General features: G+C 68.1%; 14 protein-coding genes, 1 tRNA gene and 1 riboswitch. Of the genes, 9 read left to right on the top strand and 6 right to left on the bottom strand.

Annotation, left to right across the window (positions count from 1 at the left end; genetic code table 11):
• The first annotated feature begins 30 nt into the window (after window positions 1-30).
• Entirely contained in the window at window positions 31-708 is a 678-nt protein-coding gene (locus R0146_RS04465) for a GntR family transcriptional regulator (RefSeq protein WP_317691658.1), read from the top strand.
• A 66-nt stretch (window positions 709-774) separates the two neighbouring features.
• Here R0146_RS04465 and R0146_RS04460 read toward each other — a convergent pair whose 3' ends face one another.
• On the bottom strand, window positions 775-1158 hold the full coding sequence (locus tag R0146_RS04460; protein ID WP_317691657.1) for a hypothetical protein: 384 nt from the start codon (window positions 1156-1158) through the stop codon (window positions 775-777).
• A gap of 313 nt (window positions 1159-1471) precedes the next feature.
• Between R0146_RS04460 and R0146_RS04455 the strand changes: the two genes are divergently transcribed.
• Window positions 1472-3337, top strand: coding sequence for a GmrSD restriction endonuclease domain-containing protein (locus R0146_RS04455; protein ID WP_317691656.1), 1866 nt, complete (start codon window positions 1472-1474; stop codon window positions 3335-3337).
• Window positions 3338-3455: 118 nt separating this feature from the next.
• Here the strand turns inward: R0146_RS04455 and R0146_RS04450 are convergent, their stop codons facing one another.
• Both R0146_RS04450 and R0146_RS04445 read right to left on the bottom strand, forming a co-directional pair.
• Window positions 3456-3899: a hypothetical protein gene (locus tag R0146_RS04450; protein ID WP_317691655.1), complete on the bottom strand. Its 444-nt coding sequence runs from the start codon at window positions 3897-3899 to the stop codon at window positions 3456-3458.
• Window positions 3896-4894: a hypothetical protein gene (locus R0146_RS04445; protein ID WP_317691654.1), complete on the bottom strand. Its 999-nt coding sequence runs from the start codon at window positions 4892-4894 to the stop codon at window positions 3896-3898. The genes R0146_RS04450 and R0146_RS04445 overlap by 4 nt, the downstream gene beginning before the upstream one ends.
• A gap of 1117 nt (window positions 4895-6011) precedes the next feature.
• Here R0146_RS04445 and R0146_RS04440 point away from each other — a divergent pair.
• The 3 genes from R0146_RS04440 (at window position 6012) to R0146_RS16160 (ending at window position 8263) form a co-directional block, all read left to right on the top strand.
• Entirely contained in the window at window positions 6012-6611 is a 600-nt protein-coding gene (locus tag R0146_RS04440; protein WP_317691653.1) for an SLATT domain-containing protein, read from the top strand.
• Entirely contained in the window at window positions 6608-7903 is a 1296-nt protein-coding gene (locus tag R0146_RS04435) for a nucleotide-binding domain-containing protein (RefSeq protein ID WP_317691652.1), read from the top strand. Before R0146_RS04440 ends, R0146_RS04435 begins: the two co-directional genes overlap by 4 nt.
• A gap of 81 nt (window positions 7904-7984) precedes the next feature.
• Window positions 7985-8263 carry a tyrosine-type recombinase/integrase gene (locus R0146_RS16160; protein ID WP_411567172.1) on the top strand — a complete coding sequence of 93 codons (279 nt, stop codon included), beginning with the start codon at window positions 7985-7987 and terminating at the stop codon, window positions 8261-8263.
• A 127-nt stretch (window positions 8264-8390) separates the two neighbouring features.
• Here R0146_RS16160 and R0146_RS04430 read toward each other — a convergent pair.
• Window positions 8391-8466, bottom strand: a tRNA-Ala gene (locus R0146_RS04430).
• Window positions 8467-8902: 436 nt separating this feature from the next.
• Between R0146_RS04430 and R0146_RS04425 the strand changes: the two genes are divergently transcribed.
• Window positions 8903-11059 (top strand): transglycosylase domain-containing protein, encoded by a 2157-nt coding sequence (locus tag R0146_RS04425; RefSeq protein WP_317691651.1) that lies wholly within the window; start codon window positions 8903-8905, stop codon window positions 11057-11059.
• On the top strand, window positions 11052-12515 hold the full coding sequence (locus R0146_RS16155) for a hypothetical protein (RefSeq protein ID WP_411567171.1): 1464 nt from the start codon (window positions 11052-11054) through the stop codon (window positions 12513-12515). The genes R0146_RS04425 and R0146_RS16155 overlap by 8 nt, the downstream gene beginning before the upstream one ends.
• Window position 12516: 1 nt before the next feature.
• Here the strand turns inward: R0146_RS16155 and R0146_RS04415 are convergent, their stop codons facing one another.
• Window positions 12517-13329, bottom strand: coding sequence for a LysR family transcriptional regulator (locus tag R0146_RS04415; RefSeq protein ID WP_317691650.1), 813 nt, complete (start codon window positions 13327-13329; stop codon window positions 12517-12519).
• A gap of 264 nt (window positions 13330-13593) precedes the next feature.
• A complete protein-coding gene (locus R0146_RS04410) occupies window positions 13594-14316 on the bottom strand; it encodes an MOSC domain-containing protein (RefSeq protein WP_317691649.1) in 723 nt (240 codons plus the stop codon).
• 125 nt (window positions 14317-14441) lie between these two features.
• A riboswitch (glycine riboswitch) is annotated at window positions 14442-14540 on the top strand.
• A 143-nt stretch (window positions 14541-14683) separates the two neighbouring features.
• Between R0146_RS04410 and gcvP the strand changes: the two genes are divergently transcribed.
• Window positions 14684-17617, top strand: coding sequence for an aminomethyl-transferring glycine dehydrogenase (gene gcvP, locus R0146_RS04405; protein ID WP_317691648.1), 2934 nt, complete (start codon window positions 14684-14686; stop codon window positions 17615-17617).
• 28 nt (window positions 17618-17645) lie between these two features.
• Window positions 17646-18815 (top strand): glycine cleavage system aminomethyltransferase GcvT, encoded by a 1170-nt coding sequence (gcvT, locus tag R0146_RS04400; protein WP_317691647.1) that lies wholly within the window; start codon window positions 17646-17648, stop codon window positions 18813-18815.
• Window positions 18816-18964: the final 149 nt, after the last annotated feature.

Here is an 18964-nt window from a genome sequence, read left to right as displayed (position 1 = left end):
TGAGGCTCACGTCGTGATGAGGAGAGATGCATGAGTAGATTCGGCGGGCCGGCGACCGCTGCGCGGATGCTCACCGCCCACGAGTACGTCAAGGGGAGGATCCGTGACGGCATCCTCGACGGCACGCTCGCGCCGGGGTCGCGGCTCCTGCAGAGCAATCTCGCGGACTCTCTCGGCGTCAGCACGACCCCGGTGCGGGAGGCACTGCGCGACCTCTCGGTCGAAGGTCTCGTGCAGATGGACGCGCATCGCGGTGCGATCGTCCGTGATCTCGACATCCGTGAGGTGGAGGAGATCTACGAGCTGCGCATGCTGCTCGAGCCGGTGATGATCCGTCGCACCGGCGCACGCGTCGATCCCGCGATGCTCGACGAGGCGGAGGAGCTGCTGGAGCAGATGCGTGACGAGGAGGACCAGCACGTCTGGGTCGAGCTCAATCGCCGGTTCCATGAGGTGCTGAGCTCGGGCGACGACACGTCCCGGCTCGCCGACATCCTCCAGTCGCTGCGGAACAGTTCGGCGCTGTGGGTGGGGCTGTCGCTGGGTGCGCAGCGGATCCAGGAGTCGTACGTCGAGCACCGTCAACTCCTCACGGCCTACCGCGAGGGGGACATCGAGGCGATCGTCGAGGAGACCGTCGAGCACCTGCGACGTACGCTGGTGCTGATCCAGCAGTTGGCTGAGGAACGCAGGCTCGCACGCGAGTAGGCCCGCACGTTTCGGGCTCTCGTGGCCTGTGGGTGGGCGGTGGGGATCGTGCTGCGAAGACCGACGTCAGTCGGTCGAGTGCTTCTGGCTGGCGCGGATGTAGGCGCCGATCAGGACGACGACCACGAGCTCGGCCGCGATGATGACGATGTACCAGATCGCGACATGTCGTCCCTGGTGAGGACGGCCACGAGCGTGCCGACCAGGGCCAGCAGGCAGGCCATCAGGACGATGAGGGGTGCGGAACTGCTGGTCCGTGTGGTCGACATGCGAGCCTTCCGCCGGTCGGGCGTACGGTCGCCGGACGACGGCCGCTTCCTGTATAGCAGTCCTGGGGGACGAGGTCGCGAGTGGGGCGGGGGCCCGCTCGGGCCGTTCGATCGGCGGCCGGTCGGGACTGCTGCTGGGTATCCGTGCCTCATGGCAACTGCCAACCAGGAGGGGAGTCATGCGTAGAGGTTGGACCCCCGATGTCGACCGGACTAGGTGGTGATGAGGAGGCCGATCAGTAGGACGACGCCCCAAGGAGCCAGGACAGGACGCCGACCGCTGCCAGCAGAAGCCACGCAACCACCGCCGGTCGGCCTCCGACCTGTCCGAGCAGGGGCCGGCGCCTTGGCGGACCGCAGATGCATATGGCCATCCGGTGGGCGCCGCGGCTGATCCGGTCGGCGCTTGCATGACCGACGTCCGGCTTGGGGTGACGGTGCGCACGACCCGATACCGTGTGGAGAGACGCACACTTTCCGGCCGAAGGACTGCCATGGGCTTTGAGACACCGAAGTCGCCCCTCTCGGACTACCTGACATGGACGTCCAGCGGTCGTCTCCAGCTGCCCGACTTCCAGCGTGAGTACAAGTGGGAGGACGAACGCATTCGGTCGCTGCTCGTCACGGTCCTCCGCGGCCACCCGATGGGAGCTGTCATGCTCCTGGAAACTGGTAGTGACCAGGTGCGATTCAAGCCCAAGCCGGTCAGTGGCACGAGCGTTGCGCAGGGCGCGGAACCGAAGCTGCTGCTGCTGGATGGGCAGCAGCGTTTGACGTCTCTGACCCAAGCCCTGACGGGAGACGGCATCGTCCACACCAAGGACGACAAGAAGAAGTTGTTCGATCGCCGCTACTACGTAGACATGGCCCTGGCCGTGCAAGGCGACGAGTTCATCGACGAATCGGTGAAGTCCGTTCCCGGTGACGGCAAGATCAAGACCAACTTCGACCGCGACATCGTCCTCGACCTGAGCACCCCGGCACTTGAACAGCAGCAGGCGTGGTTCCCACTCCGACTGCTCTTCGCTGGGTACGACCAGAACGGATGGCTATACGGCATCGCGAACCAAGAGCTCGCCAAGCAGTTCATGGAACTGGTCCTCAAGCCGACCGCAACTTACCAGATCCCCGCCATCCAGCTTGGCAGTGACACCAGCAAGTCCGCGGTGGCCACGGTCTTCGAGAAGGTGAACACCGGGGGCGTCCCGCTTAACGTGTTCGAGTTGCTCACCGCGACGTTCGCTGGCGACAAGGCCTACTTCGACCAGCACGGGGACGACTTCCGCCTCAACGACGACTGGACTGCGATCCAGGACGAGTTCAGGGCCGAGCCGGTGCTCACCAGCCTGGGGAGCACCGACTTCCTCCAAGCCGCAACGCTCCTCACCACCTGGAAGCGGAACAGGGACAGCACCGCTGAGCGAAAGCCCGCGATCTCCGCGAAGCGCGATGACATCCTGAAGCTGCAACTCACCGACTACTTGGAGTGGCGAGGCGTCCTCGTGAAGGCATTCGAGTGGACGGCTGTCTTTGTCGCCGACCTTCACATTTTCGAGCCGCGCTTCATGCCCTACCCGACTCAGCTTGTGCCGCTCGCCGTCACAAAGGTGATCCTCGACGATATCGCGGACAACCACGGGGTGAAGGAGCGCCTGAAGCGGTGGTACTGGTGCGGAATCCTCGGAGAGCTGTATGGGAGCGCGACGGAGACGCGTTTCGCCCGCGATGTCGAGCAACTGGCTGAGTGGGCACGGGACACGACGTCCGTCGCACCGCGAACGGTCAGCGAGGCGCTCTTCCAGGAACGGCGCCTCTACACATTGAAGACCCGCCAGTCCGCCGCCTACAAGGGCATTTACGCGCTCATTATCGGCACGGGCGCGAAGGACTGGATCAAGGACGTCACCTTCAGCCGCGTGCAGTACAAGACCTTGCAGACCGACATTCACCACATCTTTCCGGAGAAATGGAGCAAGGACAGGAACCTCGACCGCTCCCAGTGGGACAGCATCATCAACAAGACACCCCTTGCTGCAGCGACCAACCGTGCGATCGGCGGGGTCGCACCGACCGAGTACCTGCCCCGCGTCCAGTCGAGGTCGCAGCTCGACATCACCCACGTCGACAGGATCATCGCGACCCATGGCATTGACACCAATGCCCTTCGCAACGACGACTTCGAGGCGCATTTCGCCTACCGCAAGAACTTCCTTATCGGGCTGATCGAAGGCGCGATGGGCAAACCCGTCGTTCGAGAACAAGGCGCAGTCGACGTGTTGGCTGTCGCAGCCGAGTACGAGGTAGAGGTGCCCGACGACCGCCCGGACAGCCACGAGGAATCACTCGCCGAGGGCGCATGACCTCGCTCGACAAAGACTTGGCCGCAAGCTCGACCGGTCGGCCGCAATGGAGGTCGTGAAGGAGACCCTCGGCCTCGTGGCCGACGCCCACGCGATCTGCATCGGGGGCGAAGAAGATTCAGAGTTCGATGACCTTTCCGCCCTGCAGGAACCCTTGGACAACCAGAGTAGGACTCCTAAGGTCCTTGAACGGGCTTGTCTGTGCGAGGTCCGTGATCGCACCAAGGATCTCGGAGACTTGAGTCCCTGCGTCGTCGCGCTCTGAGGTGAGAGCAACTTCGAGGTTGTCGAAGAGCCTCCGGAAGTTCTCGCTGCGCTCGTCAAAGGTCTTGTCGAGTGCGGTCAGCAGGAAGTCGCGCTGCACATGGATGATCTCAATTTGGGTCTGCTCCCAAGCCCGAATCTCATTGCGCTTCGTCTTCTCCTCGTTGATCACATTGACCCACTGGTTCGCGGAAGCGAGAACCAGGTTGAAGGTGTCTACCACCATCGCGGGACCAGGCTTGGGCAGGAGGTTCTTCGCGGTCTGGCTGAGGGGCTGTACGGCGTTGGGCCGGCTCATGCGTACTTCCTCGTAATCTCGATTGATGCCTCACTCAGTTCACCCGATTTGGGGTCGAGAACCGGAGTATTCAGAATTTCCTTGACGGCGGTGACGAGTTGGAGCGCACGGAGGAACTCGCTCGCGTGCCTCTCAGCGTCGAACTCGACCGACTCCAGCGTATCGAGCGCTGCGGACGAGCACTGAGCCATACGGTCGAGCAGATCCCGTAGTTCTCCGATACGTCGCTGCACTGCCCGCAGTAGATCTTTGGCGAGGCCGACACGCTCAATCTCGAGGCTCACCTCCGCGGCAAACTTCCTCGACTCCGTCTTGGCCTTCGCGCCGACGACTCCGACGGTGAATCCGCCGATGAGCAGCGCCGGGACTGCCGCTGTCAGACCGAGGATGGCGGCGCCGGCGGCCATCCCACCGCCGCCCGCGGCGAGCGTGCCCCCTCCAAGTGCGGCAAGCGTCGCATTCGTCGCCGCGGCGCCGCTCAGACCCGTGATTGCGGCATCTGTACCGGCCGTTCCGAGAGTGGATACGCCCCAGAGCGCAGCCGCAGGGGCAGCGGCTCCTGCACCTACTGCACCGACAAGTCCGGCAGCGCCAGTAGTGATCGCCTGGACTCCTGCTACGAACTTCGGGACACTCGGCACCCTGATGCGTACGCCGTCAACCTTCTTGAAGTTGAGCCGTTTCACCTGTGCCTGGTTCCGTTCGAGCCAGTCGGCGAAGCGACTCAGATTCGCTGTATGGACGCCGATCTGGAACTCGCCGTACTCCTGCGCAATGCGCTCGGTCTCGACCTCGATGGCATTGAGATCCGATAGCGCTTCTGCCAGTCGAGTGATCGCCCCGCGACGGGTGTCCTTCCCCTTGTGGAGGTCGACCGCGCCTTTTGTCGCGGCAGCGACTGCGACAGCAGCACCCGCCCCGAGCGGCACCAGAACCTTCGGTCCGGCCTTCGCGAGCTTCGGCACGCCCTTGATAGCGAGACTGACGAGGTTCATCGGCCCTCCCATTCGTGTCGCAGCCGCGTCGGACAAAGGCTACTGCCAAACATCTGCGTAAGTGGAGGCCGCTCAACCGCCATATCGCGATCCCACGGCGACGGACCCGAGTTGGTTTCACCAGGTGACGGACTTGGTCGTGGTGGCCGATGCGGGCATGTATCGGCGGCGAACCTGAACGCCTGGAGGACGCCGGGTTGCAACTACCAGCCCGACGGTGCCACGTTCAAGGTGACTCGCCCGATGGGCATCGGCACGGACCGGCGCGACCGCCGGGTGGTCTGGCACTACCTCGCCTCCAGGCCCCGCCGCGACCAACAGACGCTGAACAAGCAGATCCAGCGCGCCGAGAAGATCGCCGCGGGCCAAGCCCCGTCGGCAAGCACCGCTTCGTCAAGCTGGAGGGTGCGACCAAGGGCGCGGACTGGGGCTTGGTCGAGCTGCCCGCGCCGCCGCCGGCTTCAAGGGGTATGTGACCAATCTGTCCCCGAACCTCCTCGACGGGCCGGCCGCCGTCGCGGCCTACCGCGACCTGTGGCAGGTTGAAGCCTCCTTTCGGATGGCCAAGAGCGACCTCGCCGCTCGACCGTCTTCCGCCGCACCCGCGACTCGATCGAGGCTCACCTCCCCGTCGTGTTCGCCGCCCTCGCCGTAGGGCGCACGGTCCAGGCCCGCACCGGACTGTCGATCAAGAAGTTCCTGCAGACCCTGCGGCCATTGCAGTCAGCAGTGATCAACACCGGCACCCGGACAATCACGGTCCCACCAGCCATCCCACCCGCGGCCCAGGAGATCCTCGACCTTCTCGCCGGCGAGGGTGCGCACCAATTCGAGCCAACTCGGGGCAGAGGCTGCTGCTCGGCTGTACGCGACGGGACTCTCGTTGACCGAGGTTGGAGCGCGATTCAGCGTGGGCCGTTCGGCGGCCCGTACCGCCGTGCTCGCGGAGGGAGGGTTTACGCCCCCGGCGCTCGACCGCGACATGACAGCGCACAGCGAAGGCGATGTCAGTGGTCTTCCCCATGATGGGAGGCGATGCAGCGATCCCCCGAACGCTGTCGCTCTTCCTGCGCTCTGCCGCTTGGAGGACTCTGTAACGCCGTAGGAAGAACGGAGCATGATGTCGCCTGAACCCGCCACCGACGATGCGCACAACGAGTACCTCCTCGCCCAGGTTCGTGAGGCCTTCGGCAGAGTGGCCTACAGCCACAAGACCCACGAGAAGCAGGCGGACCTGTGCTTCAAGAGGCATCGGTGGCAGCAGGGCCTGCTGGTCGCCTTCACGGCGCTCAGCACCGGAACCTTCCTGGCGGGCGTGCTCGGGCTCGTCGGCAGCCCGGTCCTCACCAGCCTCGCGACCTCGGCCATTGCGATAGTGGTCAGCGCCCTGAGCCTTGCGACCAAGAGCTTCAGGTTCGACGAGGAGTCGGGGGCCCACCGCGACATCGCTTCACGCCTGTGGGATGTGCGTGAGTCGTACGCGTCATTGATTGCCGACCTGATGTCGGGCGCGACGTCGGCGACCGACGCTCGCGCCCGGCGCGACGCGCTCCAGGAAGCGACACGCAAGGCTTACGCCGAAGCGCCGCGGACCACAGCCAAGGCTTACGGACGAGCGCAGGACGGCCTGAAGAACAACGAGGAACTGACCTTCTCCTCTCGCGAGATCGACTTCCTCTTGCCCGAGGCATTGCGTCTCAACGAGAACGAGGCGTGAACGTGAAGGTCTCGGAGATCTTCGACGCGCTGCTTGAGAACCTCAAGGTCGGCGCCGCGAGTGCCACGATCGCCATGCGCCGCGACGAAATCACGAAGGCGCTCAACAAGGACTTCAGGGCCGTAGAGGGCTCCACAGCGAACCGGCTGATGGTCGGATCCTACGGTCGTAACACGGCGATCCGAGGCGTGTCTGACCTGGACATGATCTTCATCCTCCCGGCCTCGCTGCGCTCGACCTATGACACAGAGACGGGGCCGCGTCGAGCCCTCACGAGAGTCAAGGACGCTCTCAAGGCCCGCTACCCGAACACCGATATTCGCGTCGACCAGTGCGTCGTGCGAGTGCAGTTCACCAGCAACAAGTTCAAGTTCGAGGTCCAGCCGGCGTTCGAGAACGCGGACGGAAGCTTCGACTACCCAGACACGAAGTCGAAGTCTTGGAAGACCACCAAACCGCGCGACGAGATCGCTGCAACGAAGGAGTGCAACGATCGCACCTCGAGGAACATGCGCCACCTCGCCCGGTTGGCGCGGGCGTGGAAGGACACGAACGGTGTAGTCATGGGAGGCCTGCTCATTGACACGCTCGTCCACGGGTTCTTCTCGAACACGACGGAATACGACGACAAGGGAACGCTCTGGTTTGACTCCATGGTTCGCGACTTCTTCGAGTTCCTGATGAACGAGCCAGACCAGGACTACTACCTCGCGCCGGGCAGCAAGCAGCATGTGAAGGTGAAGCGGAGGTTCCAGCCCAAGGCGAAGAAGGCGTACAACCGCTGCCGCGAAGCGATCGCTGATGAGGGCACGGCTTCGGCGAACAAGAAGTGGCGCGAGGTGTTCGGCACCGCGGTGCCGCTGGCGACCAGCGAATCCGCCCATGCCTTCACCAACACCGAGGAGTTCATCGAGAACCAGTTCCCAGTCGACATCGGCCGTTCGGTCACGATCGACTGCATGGTCACGCAGAACGGATGGCGACCAGCTTTGCTGCGGGAGATGCTCCGGGGGCGAAGCCTGCTCCTCCCAAATAAGGAACTCGACTTCGCCATCACCGGGTGCGATGTGCAGGAGCCGTACGAGGTGAGGTGGAAGGTGCTCAACCGAGGCGAGGAAGCCGAACGCCGCAACAACATCCGGGGCCAGATCATCTCGTCAAGTCGCCCCGGAGTTCGGCACGAGCGGACGTCCTTCCGAGGCGAGCACATCGTCGAGTGCTACGTCATCAAGGACGGGATTGTGGTCGCGCGCGACTCGATTGATGTACCGATCAGCGCCAACGCCGCGTAGTGCGACCCCTTTGTCGGGCTACATCCACGTGGTGAGAGACCCGACCGGCGTCCCGGCTGGTACCTGGACTGGCGCCGAAGGGTGTTCTCAAAGGCTCGGCCAACCGCCGGGCGCCCAGCGCAGGTCGTCCCTCACGATCTGCGCCATACGACCGCGTCGTTGGCCATCGCAAGTGGAGCTGACGTGAAGGCGGTCCAGGCGATGCTGGGACACCAGCCGGCGAAGATGACGCTTGATCGGGAAGGACACCTGTGGGACCGGCCCCTCGACGACGTCGGAGATGCCATGGGGAAGCTGGTGCGCCGGTACCGATCGGGTACCACCGGCCCGCACGGTACCCCGGGCCGATCGGCGGAATGAAGCCGATCCGGGTACCCGCGGGTACCACCGTGACCACACTCACCGTCAGACGCGTTCCGACCCGTCAGGAGAGACGAAAGAACCGCCCCGATCCCGCATGATTGTGGGGGATCGGGGCGGTTCCAGGTGGTGGAGCATAGGGGATTCGAACCCCTGACCCCCTGCTTGCAAAGCAGGTGCGCTACCAGCTGCGCCAATGCCCCAGGTGCGTACGACGTACGTACGACTCTGCCACGATACGGGACCGCCGCCCGTTGCCCAAACCAAAGCGCTTCGGGCGTCGCCGCTGACAGAGGGTCTGCACTGTGCAGGGTGGGCTGCCGCGCGGCCGTCGACGGGCCCTGCCCCGTTCCACTCTCCGGACGGCCGACGCCGCGCGTACGCTCGCCGCGCTGTGCCGTTCCTGCCACATCGGAGGGCTCCGTTCGGCCCGCTCAGGAGCGCCGACATATCCTAGTGGCCACGTGGCTCACTGTGCCCACGAGAAGTACCCGTCCTGCCTGGCGTGGAGGTGCATCGTCATCACCGGGCCGGCAGCAGACCGTCAGGACATCCATGGCTCGCATGACCCCGCGTTCACGGCCCCCGGCTGGCGCCCGTAGAGGCGCCGCCCCGGTGAAGACGTCGAGGTGGCGGAGGATGGCCCTCTGGAAGAAGATCCTCGCCATCGTGGTGTCGGCGGTCGTGGCCGTCGGGCTGATGGGCGGTGTCGCGTTCGCGGGGCTCTACTCGACGACCAAGGTGCCCGACCCGAACGCGGACTTCCAGACCAACACCACGTACCTGTACTACGGCGACGGCACCACCCAGCTGTCCGACCTGGCGGTGCAGAACCGCACCAGCCTGCCGTACGACCAGATCCCGAAGGCGATGAAGGACGCCCAGGTGGCGGCCGAGGACCGCACCTTCTGGACCAACCCGGGCATCTCGCCGATGGGTATGGTCCGCGCCCTGGTCGCGATCGCCTCCGGCAAGGACATCCAGGGCGGCTCGACGATCACCCAGCAGTACATCAAGCTGATGTACCTGACGCCGCAGCAGACGATCTCCCGCAAGGTGAAAGAGGTCATCCTCGCCCTGAAGCTGAGCAACCGGCTCAGCAAGGAGGAGATCCTCGCCAACTACCTCAACACCGTCTACTTCGGTCGTGGGGCGTACGGCGTGCAGGCCGCTTCGCAGGCGTGGTTCGGCATCGACGCCAAGGACCTCAGTGTCGGCCAGGCCGCGGTCCTCGCCTCGGTGGTGCAGAACCCGAGCATCCTCGACCCGAAGGTCGACCCGGACAACATCGGCCGGCTCAAGGCCCGCTACGAGTACGTGCTGTCCGGCATGCTCGACGAGAAGTCCATCACCAAGGACCAGTACAACCAGTTCACCGGCAAGATGCCGGAGCTGCCGACGGTGAAGGCCAACCCGCGCTACCAGGGCCCGAAGGGCTTCCTGGTCAACATGGCCGAGCAGGAGCTGGCCTCGCTCGGCTTCACCGACGCCCAGATCAACGGCGGCGGCCTGCGGGTGACGACCACCTTCGACCAGCAGGCCCAGGCGGCCGCCGAGAAGGCGGCGCAGACGAACCAGGCCGCTGCCGACCAGGCGGCCCGGTCCCGTGGCACGAACGCCAACGCCGTCCATGCCGCGATCGCGTCGGTCGACAGCTCCAACGGCGAGCTGATCGCCATGTACGGCGGTGACGACTTCGTCAAGAACTCCCGCAACTGGGCCTCCACGGCCCGGATGACCGGATCGACGTTCAAGACGTTCGGCCTGATCGCCGGTCTGCGCGACGGCTTCACCCTCAACTCGGTCTTCCAGGGCAACACGTTCACCCCGCGGGGCGAGAGCGAGACGGTCCGCAACGAGTTCAGCACCCAGTACGGTCCGGTCTCCCTGCAGGTGGCCACCGCCCAGTCGATCAACACCGCCTTCGTCGACATGGTCTCCCAGATGGACAACGGCCCGCAGAAGGTGATCCAGGCGGCCAACGATGCCGGCGCCCCGAAGGCCGGCGCCTGGGACCCGTACAACCGCATCGTGCTCGGCTTCGCCGAGGTCAGCCCGGTGAACATGGCGAACGCGTACGCCACTCTCGCCAACAGCGGCAGGCAGAACCAGGTGCACGTCATCCGTGAGGTCAAGGACCGCGACGGGAACGTCCTCTACAAGGCGCCGTCCGGCAACAAGCAGACCGTCGAGAAGGACGTCGCCGCTACGACGACCGCGGCCCTGCAGTCGGTGGTCAACGAGGGCACCGGTGCCAAGGCATCGGCGCTCAACCGACCGGTGGCGGGCAAGACGGGTACCGCCGGTGTCGGCAACGACATCGCCTCGGCCTGGTTCGTCGCCTACACCAAGCAGATCTCGACCGCCGTGATGTACGTCGCCGGTGACGACGGCTCCAGCGACCTCGACCCCTATCGCCAGCCGGGCACCCCGACGTTCTTCGGCGCCGGCTACCCCGCGCTGACCTGGCTGTCCTACATGCAGGCGGCGACCAAGGGCATGCCGGTGGAGAACTTCGACACCGCGGCGAACCTTCCGGCCCGTCGGACGGCCTCGCCGCTGGCGGTGACCACGCCGTCGCAGCCGACGGCGACCCCCACGGCGACCAAGACGCCGGGCAACGGGCCCAAGGATCACGGGCCGTCGGCCGATGCCTCGAGCCAGCCGACGAGCAAACCGAAGCCCAGTACGCAGACGTCCACCGGCACTGACGGCGGCACGGGGATCGACCTCGGCTCGGGCGGGGTGTTGCCGGGCGGTGGTGGGGGCGGCAAGGGGCAGACCACCGGTGGCTGAGCCCCGGCCGGCCGAGCCCCGGCCGCCCGCCGGGACCTCCCCGCTCGAGGAGGATGTGCGCGTACGGGCCCGGCCGGTCGTGGTCGCCTGGATCGCCAGTCGTACGGTGCTGCTCGGCACGCTGCTGGTGACGGCTGCGGTCACCGGCCGGGGAGTGATCGGGGTGCTCGGCAACTGGGACGTGGCGCATTTCGCCCGGATCGCCCACCAGGGCTACGCACCGGACCACCAGGAGATGGCGTTCTTCCCGGGGCTGCCGCTGTTGATGCGGCTCGGCTCCACGATCGGGCTGCCTCCCGAGGTGACCGGGGCACTGCTCTCCCTGGTGGCCTCCGCCCTGGCCGCGGCCGCGCTGGTCCGGCTGGCCGGCGGGCGTGCCGGAGAGGCCGGTGGGCGTGCCGGAGAGGCCGGTGGGGGTGCCCGGGAGGCCGGCGGGCGTGCCGGAGAGGCCGGCGGGCGTGCCGGAGAGCCCGAGGCCGCGGGGACGTGGGCGACGGTGGCCTGGCTGATCGCGCCGACCGCCGTGTTCACGGTCGTCGGCTACACCGAGGCGCTGTTCTGTGCCGCCGCCTTCTGGGCCTGGGAGCGCGCCCGCGCCGACCGCTGGGCGGCCGCCGCCGTGCTCGCCGCTCTTGCCACCACGTTGCGGGTTTCCGGACTGTTCCTGATCGGTGCGCTGGTGGTGTTGGCGCTGACCTGGCCGGGCGCGCGAGGGAAGGAGCTGGGGCGACGGCTCGGCGTCGCGGCCTCCCGTGCGGTCTGGATGCTCGTCCCGCTGGCCGTGCTGTTGGCGTACGTGGTCTACCTGTGGACGCTCACCGGGTCGTGGACGGCCTGGTTCGCCGCCCAGCAGGAGGGCTGGCAGCGGACGTTCACCTGGCCCTGGGAATCGGTCCGGGCCACCTTGATCGCCGTACGCCCCGGCGGCTACGCCGACGCCAACGGCTGGGGCTGGATCTTCCGCTACGAACTGGTGTCCTTCACCATCGGTCTGCTCACCACCGGCTGGATGCTGCGGCGTCGCCGGTGGGCCGAGGCCTCCTGGGTCGGGGTGCAGGTGCTGGCCTTCTCGTTCTCGCCGTGGCTGATGTCGGTGAACCGGGCAGTCCTGCTGTGGTTCCCCACCTGGGCGATCCTCGGCGAGCTCGCGGACCGGCTGACCGGCAGGCGGTCGGCGGGTGACCGCGAGACCGGGGCGATCGCGCGTCGGGGCGTGGAGACTGCGCGTCGGGGCGTGGAGACTACGCGGCGGAGCCTGGGAATCGAGCGCGACGGTGGGATCGAGCGCGACGGTGGGATCGAGCGCGACGGTGAGACCGAGCGCGACGGTGGGGTCGCGGACGACCGGACCCGGCCGTACGCCGGCCGGCTCCTCGTCGGGCTGGCCGCGGCGGTGTCGATCGGGCTGATGGTGTGGTGGGCGTGGATGTTCGCCACCGGACAGTGGGCCAGCTGACCTAGCAGACCACGAGCCAGGCGCTCTCGGCGACCGGGACGACGAGGGGCCGCCAGGTGAACCGTGGATCCGCCTGCTCGGGCTCGGGAGTCACCATCACCAACCGCGGATCCGCAGCGAGGTCGTCGAGACCGTCAATCGTGGCCGCACCTGACCGCGAGGTCCACCCGTTCGCGATGAGCGCAGACAGGGAGGTCCCGGAGCGCAGCAGATCGGCCCCTGCAAGGGTCGCCACCGGGTGACCGGCCAGGTCATCCCCGACAACGGCGTCCAGGCTCGTCAACGAGGACGATGCCGACATCAGCACCCCCAGCGGCCGCCCCAGCAGCGTGATCCCGGTGGCGCCGTCGATGGGCTCCCAATCCACCACGACCTGCGCCGTACGTGCGCGGAACGCCGCGACTCGCTCCCGGCTCGCCAGTTCCCGCCACTGTACGGGACGACCGGGGAAGCGTCCGTTCAGCACGTTCCGAGCGGCCTCATGCAGGCCCGGCCCGAGATCAGGAGGCGCCACCACCTGGACGGGAAGGCCTTCGGCTCCGAACTCCAGCAGGCCCGAGTTCAGCGCCACCACAGGGTCAAGGACCAGGGCACGGAGTCGGCGACCGTCGACGGTGATCCGTGGGCCGTTGCGGTCACGATCGAACAGCCGTACGCCCAGATGTTTCTCCAGGAAGGTCAGTTGGGCGCTCAGGCTGGGCTGGCTGATGCCGAGAGTGGCGGCCGCTTCGGTCAGCGTCGCGCTCTCGGTGAGCACCAGGAAGGAACGGAGGTGGCGCAGTTCGACCGCGGCCTCGCGGCCCGGAATGGTCAACGGCCGAGTTTCCATAGGACGAACCTATGATGCGGGGGCCGACAACACCGTTCAGATGCGACGTGTGTTTTGGCCGGGCGGACGGCATAGTCACCGGCCAGCCGGAAGAAGACGGCATAGGCGCTGGCCAGCCGGAAGAAGACGGCATAGTCACCGGCCAGCCGGAAGAAGATGGCATAGGTGCTGGCCGGCCGGAAGAAGATGGTGTTCCTGAATTTTTCTATAGGTCTGCCCTATGGAAATTTCTTCGGAGTTGCCGCCCGGTCAGCGGGCCGCGGCCGCCCGTGCCTTGCGCAGCATGTCGGGCTGGATGTCCTCAGGAGCGTACGACGCCAGCAGCGCCGCGGCCTTGGCGGGCGGCATCGACGGCCGGGAGGCCTCGCCGATGGTCAGCCCGTGGTCGGGCCGGTGCACCACCTCGACGGGCAGGCCGGCGCGGACAGCTCCCGGTCGGATCACCTCGGCCAGCGCCCCGGGTCGGCCGAGGTCGGCGAACCGCCGCACCCAGGACTCCTCCTGCACCCACCGTTGGAACGTCGAGCAGGGCACCCGCGGCTCGGTGAAGGCGATCTCGACGTCGCCGATCCGCCACCGCTCGCCGAGCAGCACGTCGCTCATCGACAGCCCGGAGACGCGGAAGTTCTCGCCCAGCCAGCCGACCGGCGGCGTACGGTCGGCCCCCGCCCCTGGGCTGCGGGGCACCGTCCCGTCCGTACGCAGGTCTGCCTCCTCCGTACGTGTCAGGATCTCCTCTGGCGCCCGCGACAACTCGGCCTCGATCACCGCCGCATCCTCGTCGGAGACCACGTAGACCGCGCGGAACCGTCCGCCGTGGTGCTTGGTGTCGCAGATCTCGTCCCCGGCCAGCTGCAGCGGGCCGACCTTCACCGGCCCCTCGACCGGACGCTTGTCGATCCCGGTGCGGCCGACCCGGCCGGCGTCGGGCAGGACCTGATGGACGACGCAGACGTGTTCGAGCCGGATCATGCGGCCATGATAAGGAGCGGCCGCGGTCGCCACCTGACCGTAACCGGACCACTGCCGCGGGCAGCTTGCCGACCGCCCGGCCAGCGAGTAGTTTGCGGTGCAAGTCGCCGAAGGGCGATGCCTTCCGAGTTGTGGCGGGAGAGTCCTGCGGACGTGAGTCCGCAGGCGCCGTAGGAGCAACACCTCTCCGGGAATCTCTCAGGCCCCTGTACCGCCACAGCAAGGCAACTCTGGAAAGCAGTCCGGTCCGCCGGGCTCACCGACGGTGCAAGCCGGCTCAGGCCGGCGGAAACTCTCAGGTCCCCTACAGAGCGGAGAGGAACCCAGCCGATGCCGGCGTCAGCCGGCCCGTCCCGCGGAGTTCCTCATGATCCCTGCCCAGCCAGCAGCCTTCGTCGATCGCCACCTCGGTGCTTCGCGTGACGACGAGGTGCAGGTCATGCTGGACGCTGTCGGCGCCGCCAGCGTCGAGGCGCTGGCCGCGACGGCCGTCCCCGACAGCATCAAGCAGGACGCCCCGCTCGACCTCGGCCCCGCGCTGACCGAGGCCGAGGCCCTCGACGCGCTGCGCGGCCTGGCGGCCAGGAACACCCCCCGGGTGCAGATGATCGGGCAGGGCTACTACGACACCATCACCCCGGCGGTGATCCGGCGGAACGTGCTGGAGGACCCGGGCTGGTACACCGCCTACACCCCCTACCAGCCGGAGATCTCGCAGGGCCGGCTCGAGGCGCTGCTGACCTTCCAGACCATGGTCGAGGATCTCACCGGGCTCGAGATCGCCAATGCCTCCCTCCTCGACGAGGCCACCGCCGTCGTCGAGGCGGTGCTGCTGATGCGCCGGGCCAACAAGGACAAGCAGGCCGCCGGTGGACGTACGGTCCTCGACGCGGAGCTGTTCCCGCAGTCGATCGCGCTGGTGCGCGGCCGCGCCCATGCGCTCGGCTTCGAGGTCGAGGTGGCGGACCTCACCCAGGGTCTTCCGGAGGGTCCGATCAACGGGGTGGTGCTCCAGCAGCCCGGTGCCTCCGGGCGGGTCGGCGACGCCACCGCGCTGATCGCCGCCGCGCACGAAGCCGGGGCGATGGTCACCGTCGCCACCGACCTGCTGGCGCTCACCCTGATCACCCCGCCCGGCGAGCAGGGCGCCGACGTCGCGGTCGGCAGCGCCCAGCGGTTCGGCGTCCCGCTCTTCTACGGCGGTCCGCACGCGGCGTTCATGGCGGTCCGCAAGGGCCTGGAGCGCCAGCTGCCCGGCCGGCTCGTCGGTGTGTCCACCGACGACGCCGGGCGTCCGGCCTATCGCCTGGCGCTGCAGACCCGCGAGCAGCACATCCGGCGGGAGAAGGCGACCTCGAACATCTGCACCGCCCAGGCGCTGCTCGCGGTGGTCGCGGCGACGTACGCGGTCCACCACGGTCCCGAGGGGCTGCGGGCGATCGCCGAGCGTACGCACCATCACGCGCTGACCCTCGCCGCGGCACTCACCGGCGCCGGCGTCGAGGTGGTGCACCGCAGCTTCTTCGACACCGTGACCGTACGGGTGCCCGGCCGCGCCGACGCCCTGGTCGCCGCAGCCGAAGCCGAGGGCATCAACCTCCGCCTGGTCGACCAGGACACGGTGGGCATCTCCTGTGACGAGACGACGACAGAGGCCGTCGTCGCGACCGTCGCCGCGGTCTTCGGGGCAGGCGGTGTCGGGGCAGGCGGTGTCGGGGAAGATGGTGCCGGGACCGACGGCGCTGCGGCCGGTGATCGCGCCGGCACCGCGGAGAGCGTCGAGCGTGCGGACGGCTTCGCCCTGGACGCGGTGGTGCGTCGTACGACCCCCTTCCTGGAGCACCCCGTCTTCCACGACCACCGGTCGGAGACCCAGCTGATGCGCTACCTGCGTCGGCTCGCCGACCGTGACCTGGCCCTGGACCGGACGATGATCCCGCTGGGGTCGTGCACCATGAAGCTCAACGCCGCCGTCGAGATGGAGCCGATCACCTGGCCGGAGTTCGCCGGCATCCACCCGTACGCCCCGGACTCCCAGACCGAGGGCTGGCGGGCGCTGATCGCCGATCTCGAGCAGAGTCTCGCCACGATCAGCGGCTATGACCGGGTCTCCCTGCAGCCGAACGCCGGCTCGCAGGGCGAGCTCGCCGGCCTCCTCGCCATCCGCGGCTACCACGCCTCCCGCGGCGAGGGCCTGCGTGACATCTGCCTCATCCCCGCCTCCGCGCATGGCACGAACGCCGCGTCCGCCGCGCTGTCCGGCATGAAGGTGGTCGTCGTCGCCACGGCCGCGGACGGCGCGATCGACCGGGCGGACCTCGAGGAGAAGATCGCCACGCACCGGGAGCGGCTCGCGGCGATCATGATCACCTATCCGTCGACGTACGGCGTGTACGACGCCGACGTGCGCGAGGTGTGCGGCCTCGTCCACGCCGCCGGCGGTCAGGTCTACATCGACGGGGCCAACCTCAACGCGCTCGTCGGCCTCGCCCGACCGGGCCGGTTCGGCGGCGACGTCTCCCACCTGAACCTGCACAAGACCTTCGCCATCCCGCACGGCGGTGGCGGCCCCGGCGTCGGCCCGATCGGCGTACGGGCCCATCTCGCCCCGTTCCTGCCGGCGGACGCCGCGCACTGGCCGGGCGACGACCTCGGCCCCGGCCTGCCCGTGTCGGCCTCCCGGTACGGCTCGGCCGGGGTGCTGCCGATCTCCTGGGCGTACGTGAAGCTGATGGGCGGGGAGGGGCTGACCGCGGCGTCCCGCTCGGCGCTGCTCGCAGCCAATTACCTCGCCAAGCGCCTGGACCCGTACTTCCCGGTGCTCTTCACCGGTGAGGGCGGGTTCGTCGCCCACGAGTGCATCCTCGACCTGCGCGACCTCACCGCCCGGACCCACGTCACCGCCGAGGACGTCGCGAAGCGGCTGATCGACTTCGGCTTCCACGCGCCGACCCTCGCCTTCCCGGTCCCGGGGACGCTGATGGTCGAGCCGACCGAGTCGGAGGACCTCGGCGAGCTGGACCGCTTCGCCGACGCGATGATCGCCATCCGCGCCGAGATCGACCAGGTCGCCGCCGGCGACTTCCCGCTGGAGGAGTCGCCGCTGCGCCGCGCCCCGCACACCGCCGCCGCGGTGGTCAGCTCGGACTGGGACCGGCCCTACAGCCGCGAACAGGCAGCCTTCCCCGGTCGTACGCCACGCCAGGACAAGTACTTTCCCCCGGTGGGGCGCATCGACCAGGCCTTCGGTGATCGCCACCTGGTCTGCACCTGTCCGCCCGTCGAAGCCTTCCAGGACTGACGGCCCCGCCCCGACGAAGGACCCCACCATGTCGCAGGACACCCCCGAAAACACGTCGCAGGACATCCCCGAGACCGCGTCCCCCCGGCTCACCGCGCTGCACGCCGTGCACGAGAGCCTGGGGGCCCACTTCACCGACTTCGGCGGCTGGCAGATGCCGCTGAAGTACGGCTCCGAGCTCGCCGAACACCGCACCGTCCGCGAGGCCGCCGGGCTCTTCGACCTGTCCCACATGGGCGAGGTCCGGGCCACCGGGCCGGCGGCGGGTGCCTTCCTCGACCACGCCCTGGTCGGCCGGCTGTCGGCGATCGCCGTCGGCAAGGCGAAGTACTCGCTGATCTGCGCTGCGGACGGCGGGATCATCGACGACCTGATCGTCTACCGGCTGGCCGAGGACGACTACCTCGTGGTGCCCAACGCGGGCAACGCGCCGATCGTCGTCGCCGCCCTCGAGGAGCGGGCCGCCGGCTTCGACGTCACGGTGCACGACGCGTCGGCCGAGACCTCCCTGCTCGCGGTGCAGGGTCCACACGCCGCTGCGATCCTGCTCTCCCTGCTGTCCACCGAGGACGCCGCGCGGGTCGGTGCCCTGAAGTACTACTCCTGCGCCCGGGCCACCGTGGCCGGCCACCGGGCCTTGGTGGCGAGGACCGGTTACACGGGGGAGGACGGCTTCGAGCTCTTCGTCGACAACGACGTCGCGCCCGCCCTCTGGGCGGCGCTCGCGGAGGCCGGGCAGGGGAGCGGCCTGATCCCCTGCGGCCTGGCCTGCCGCGACTCGCTGCGGCTCGAGGCGGGGATGCCGCTCTACGGCAACGAACTCTCCCGGGAGGTCTCGCCGTACGAAGCGGGCCTCGGTGGCGTCGTCGCCCTCGGGAAGGAGGGCGACTTCGTCGGGCGTACGGCCCTGCAACAGCAGAGGGACGACGGCGTGGGCACCACCAGCGGGCGGCGGCTGGTCGGCCTGCAGGGACTCGGGCGCCGAGCGGCCCGCTCGCACTACACCGTGCTCCGGGACGGCAGCCCGGTGGGCGAGGTGACCTCCGGCCTGCCCAGCCCGACCCTCGGCCACCCGATCGCGCTGGCGTACGTCCCGGTCGACCTCAGCGAGCCCGGCACCCGGCTCGACGTCGACCTGCGCGGCCGGCCCGAGCCGTTCGAGGTCGTCGCCCTGCCGTTCTACCGGCGGCAGCGATAACCACCACGGCCCCTCGCAGACACCGCCCCGGCACGGTCGCGCCGACCCACCGGCACGCCCGCCACCTGATCCGCCAGCACCGACCAGCCAGCACCGATCCGATCCACGACCGCACCAGCACACCGCATCGCCAGCGATCCACCAGCACA

Source organism: Raineyella sp. LH-20, from assembly GCF_033110965.1.
Taxonomy (GTDB): Bacteria; Actinomycetota; Actinomycetes; order Propionibacteriales; family Propionibacteriaceae; genus Raineyella.
This window is presented reverse-complemented; position numbering and strand designations above follow the sequence as displayed.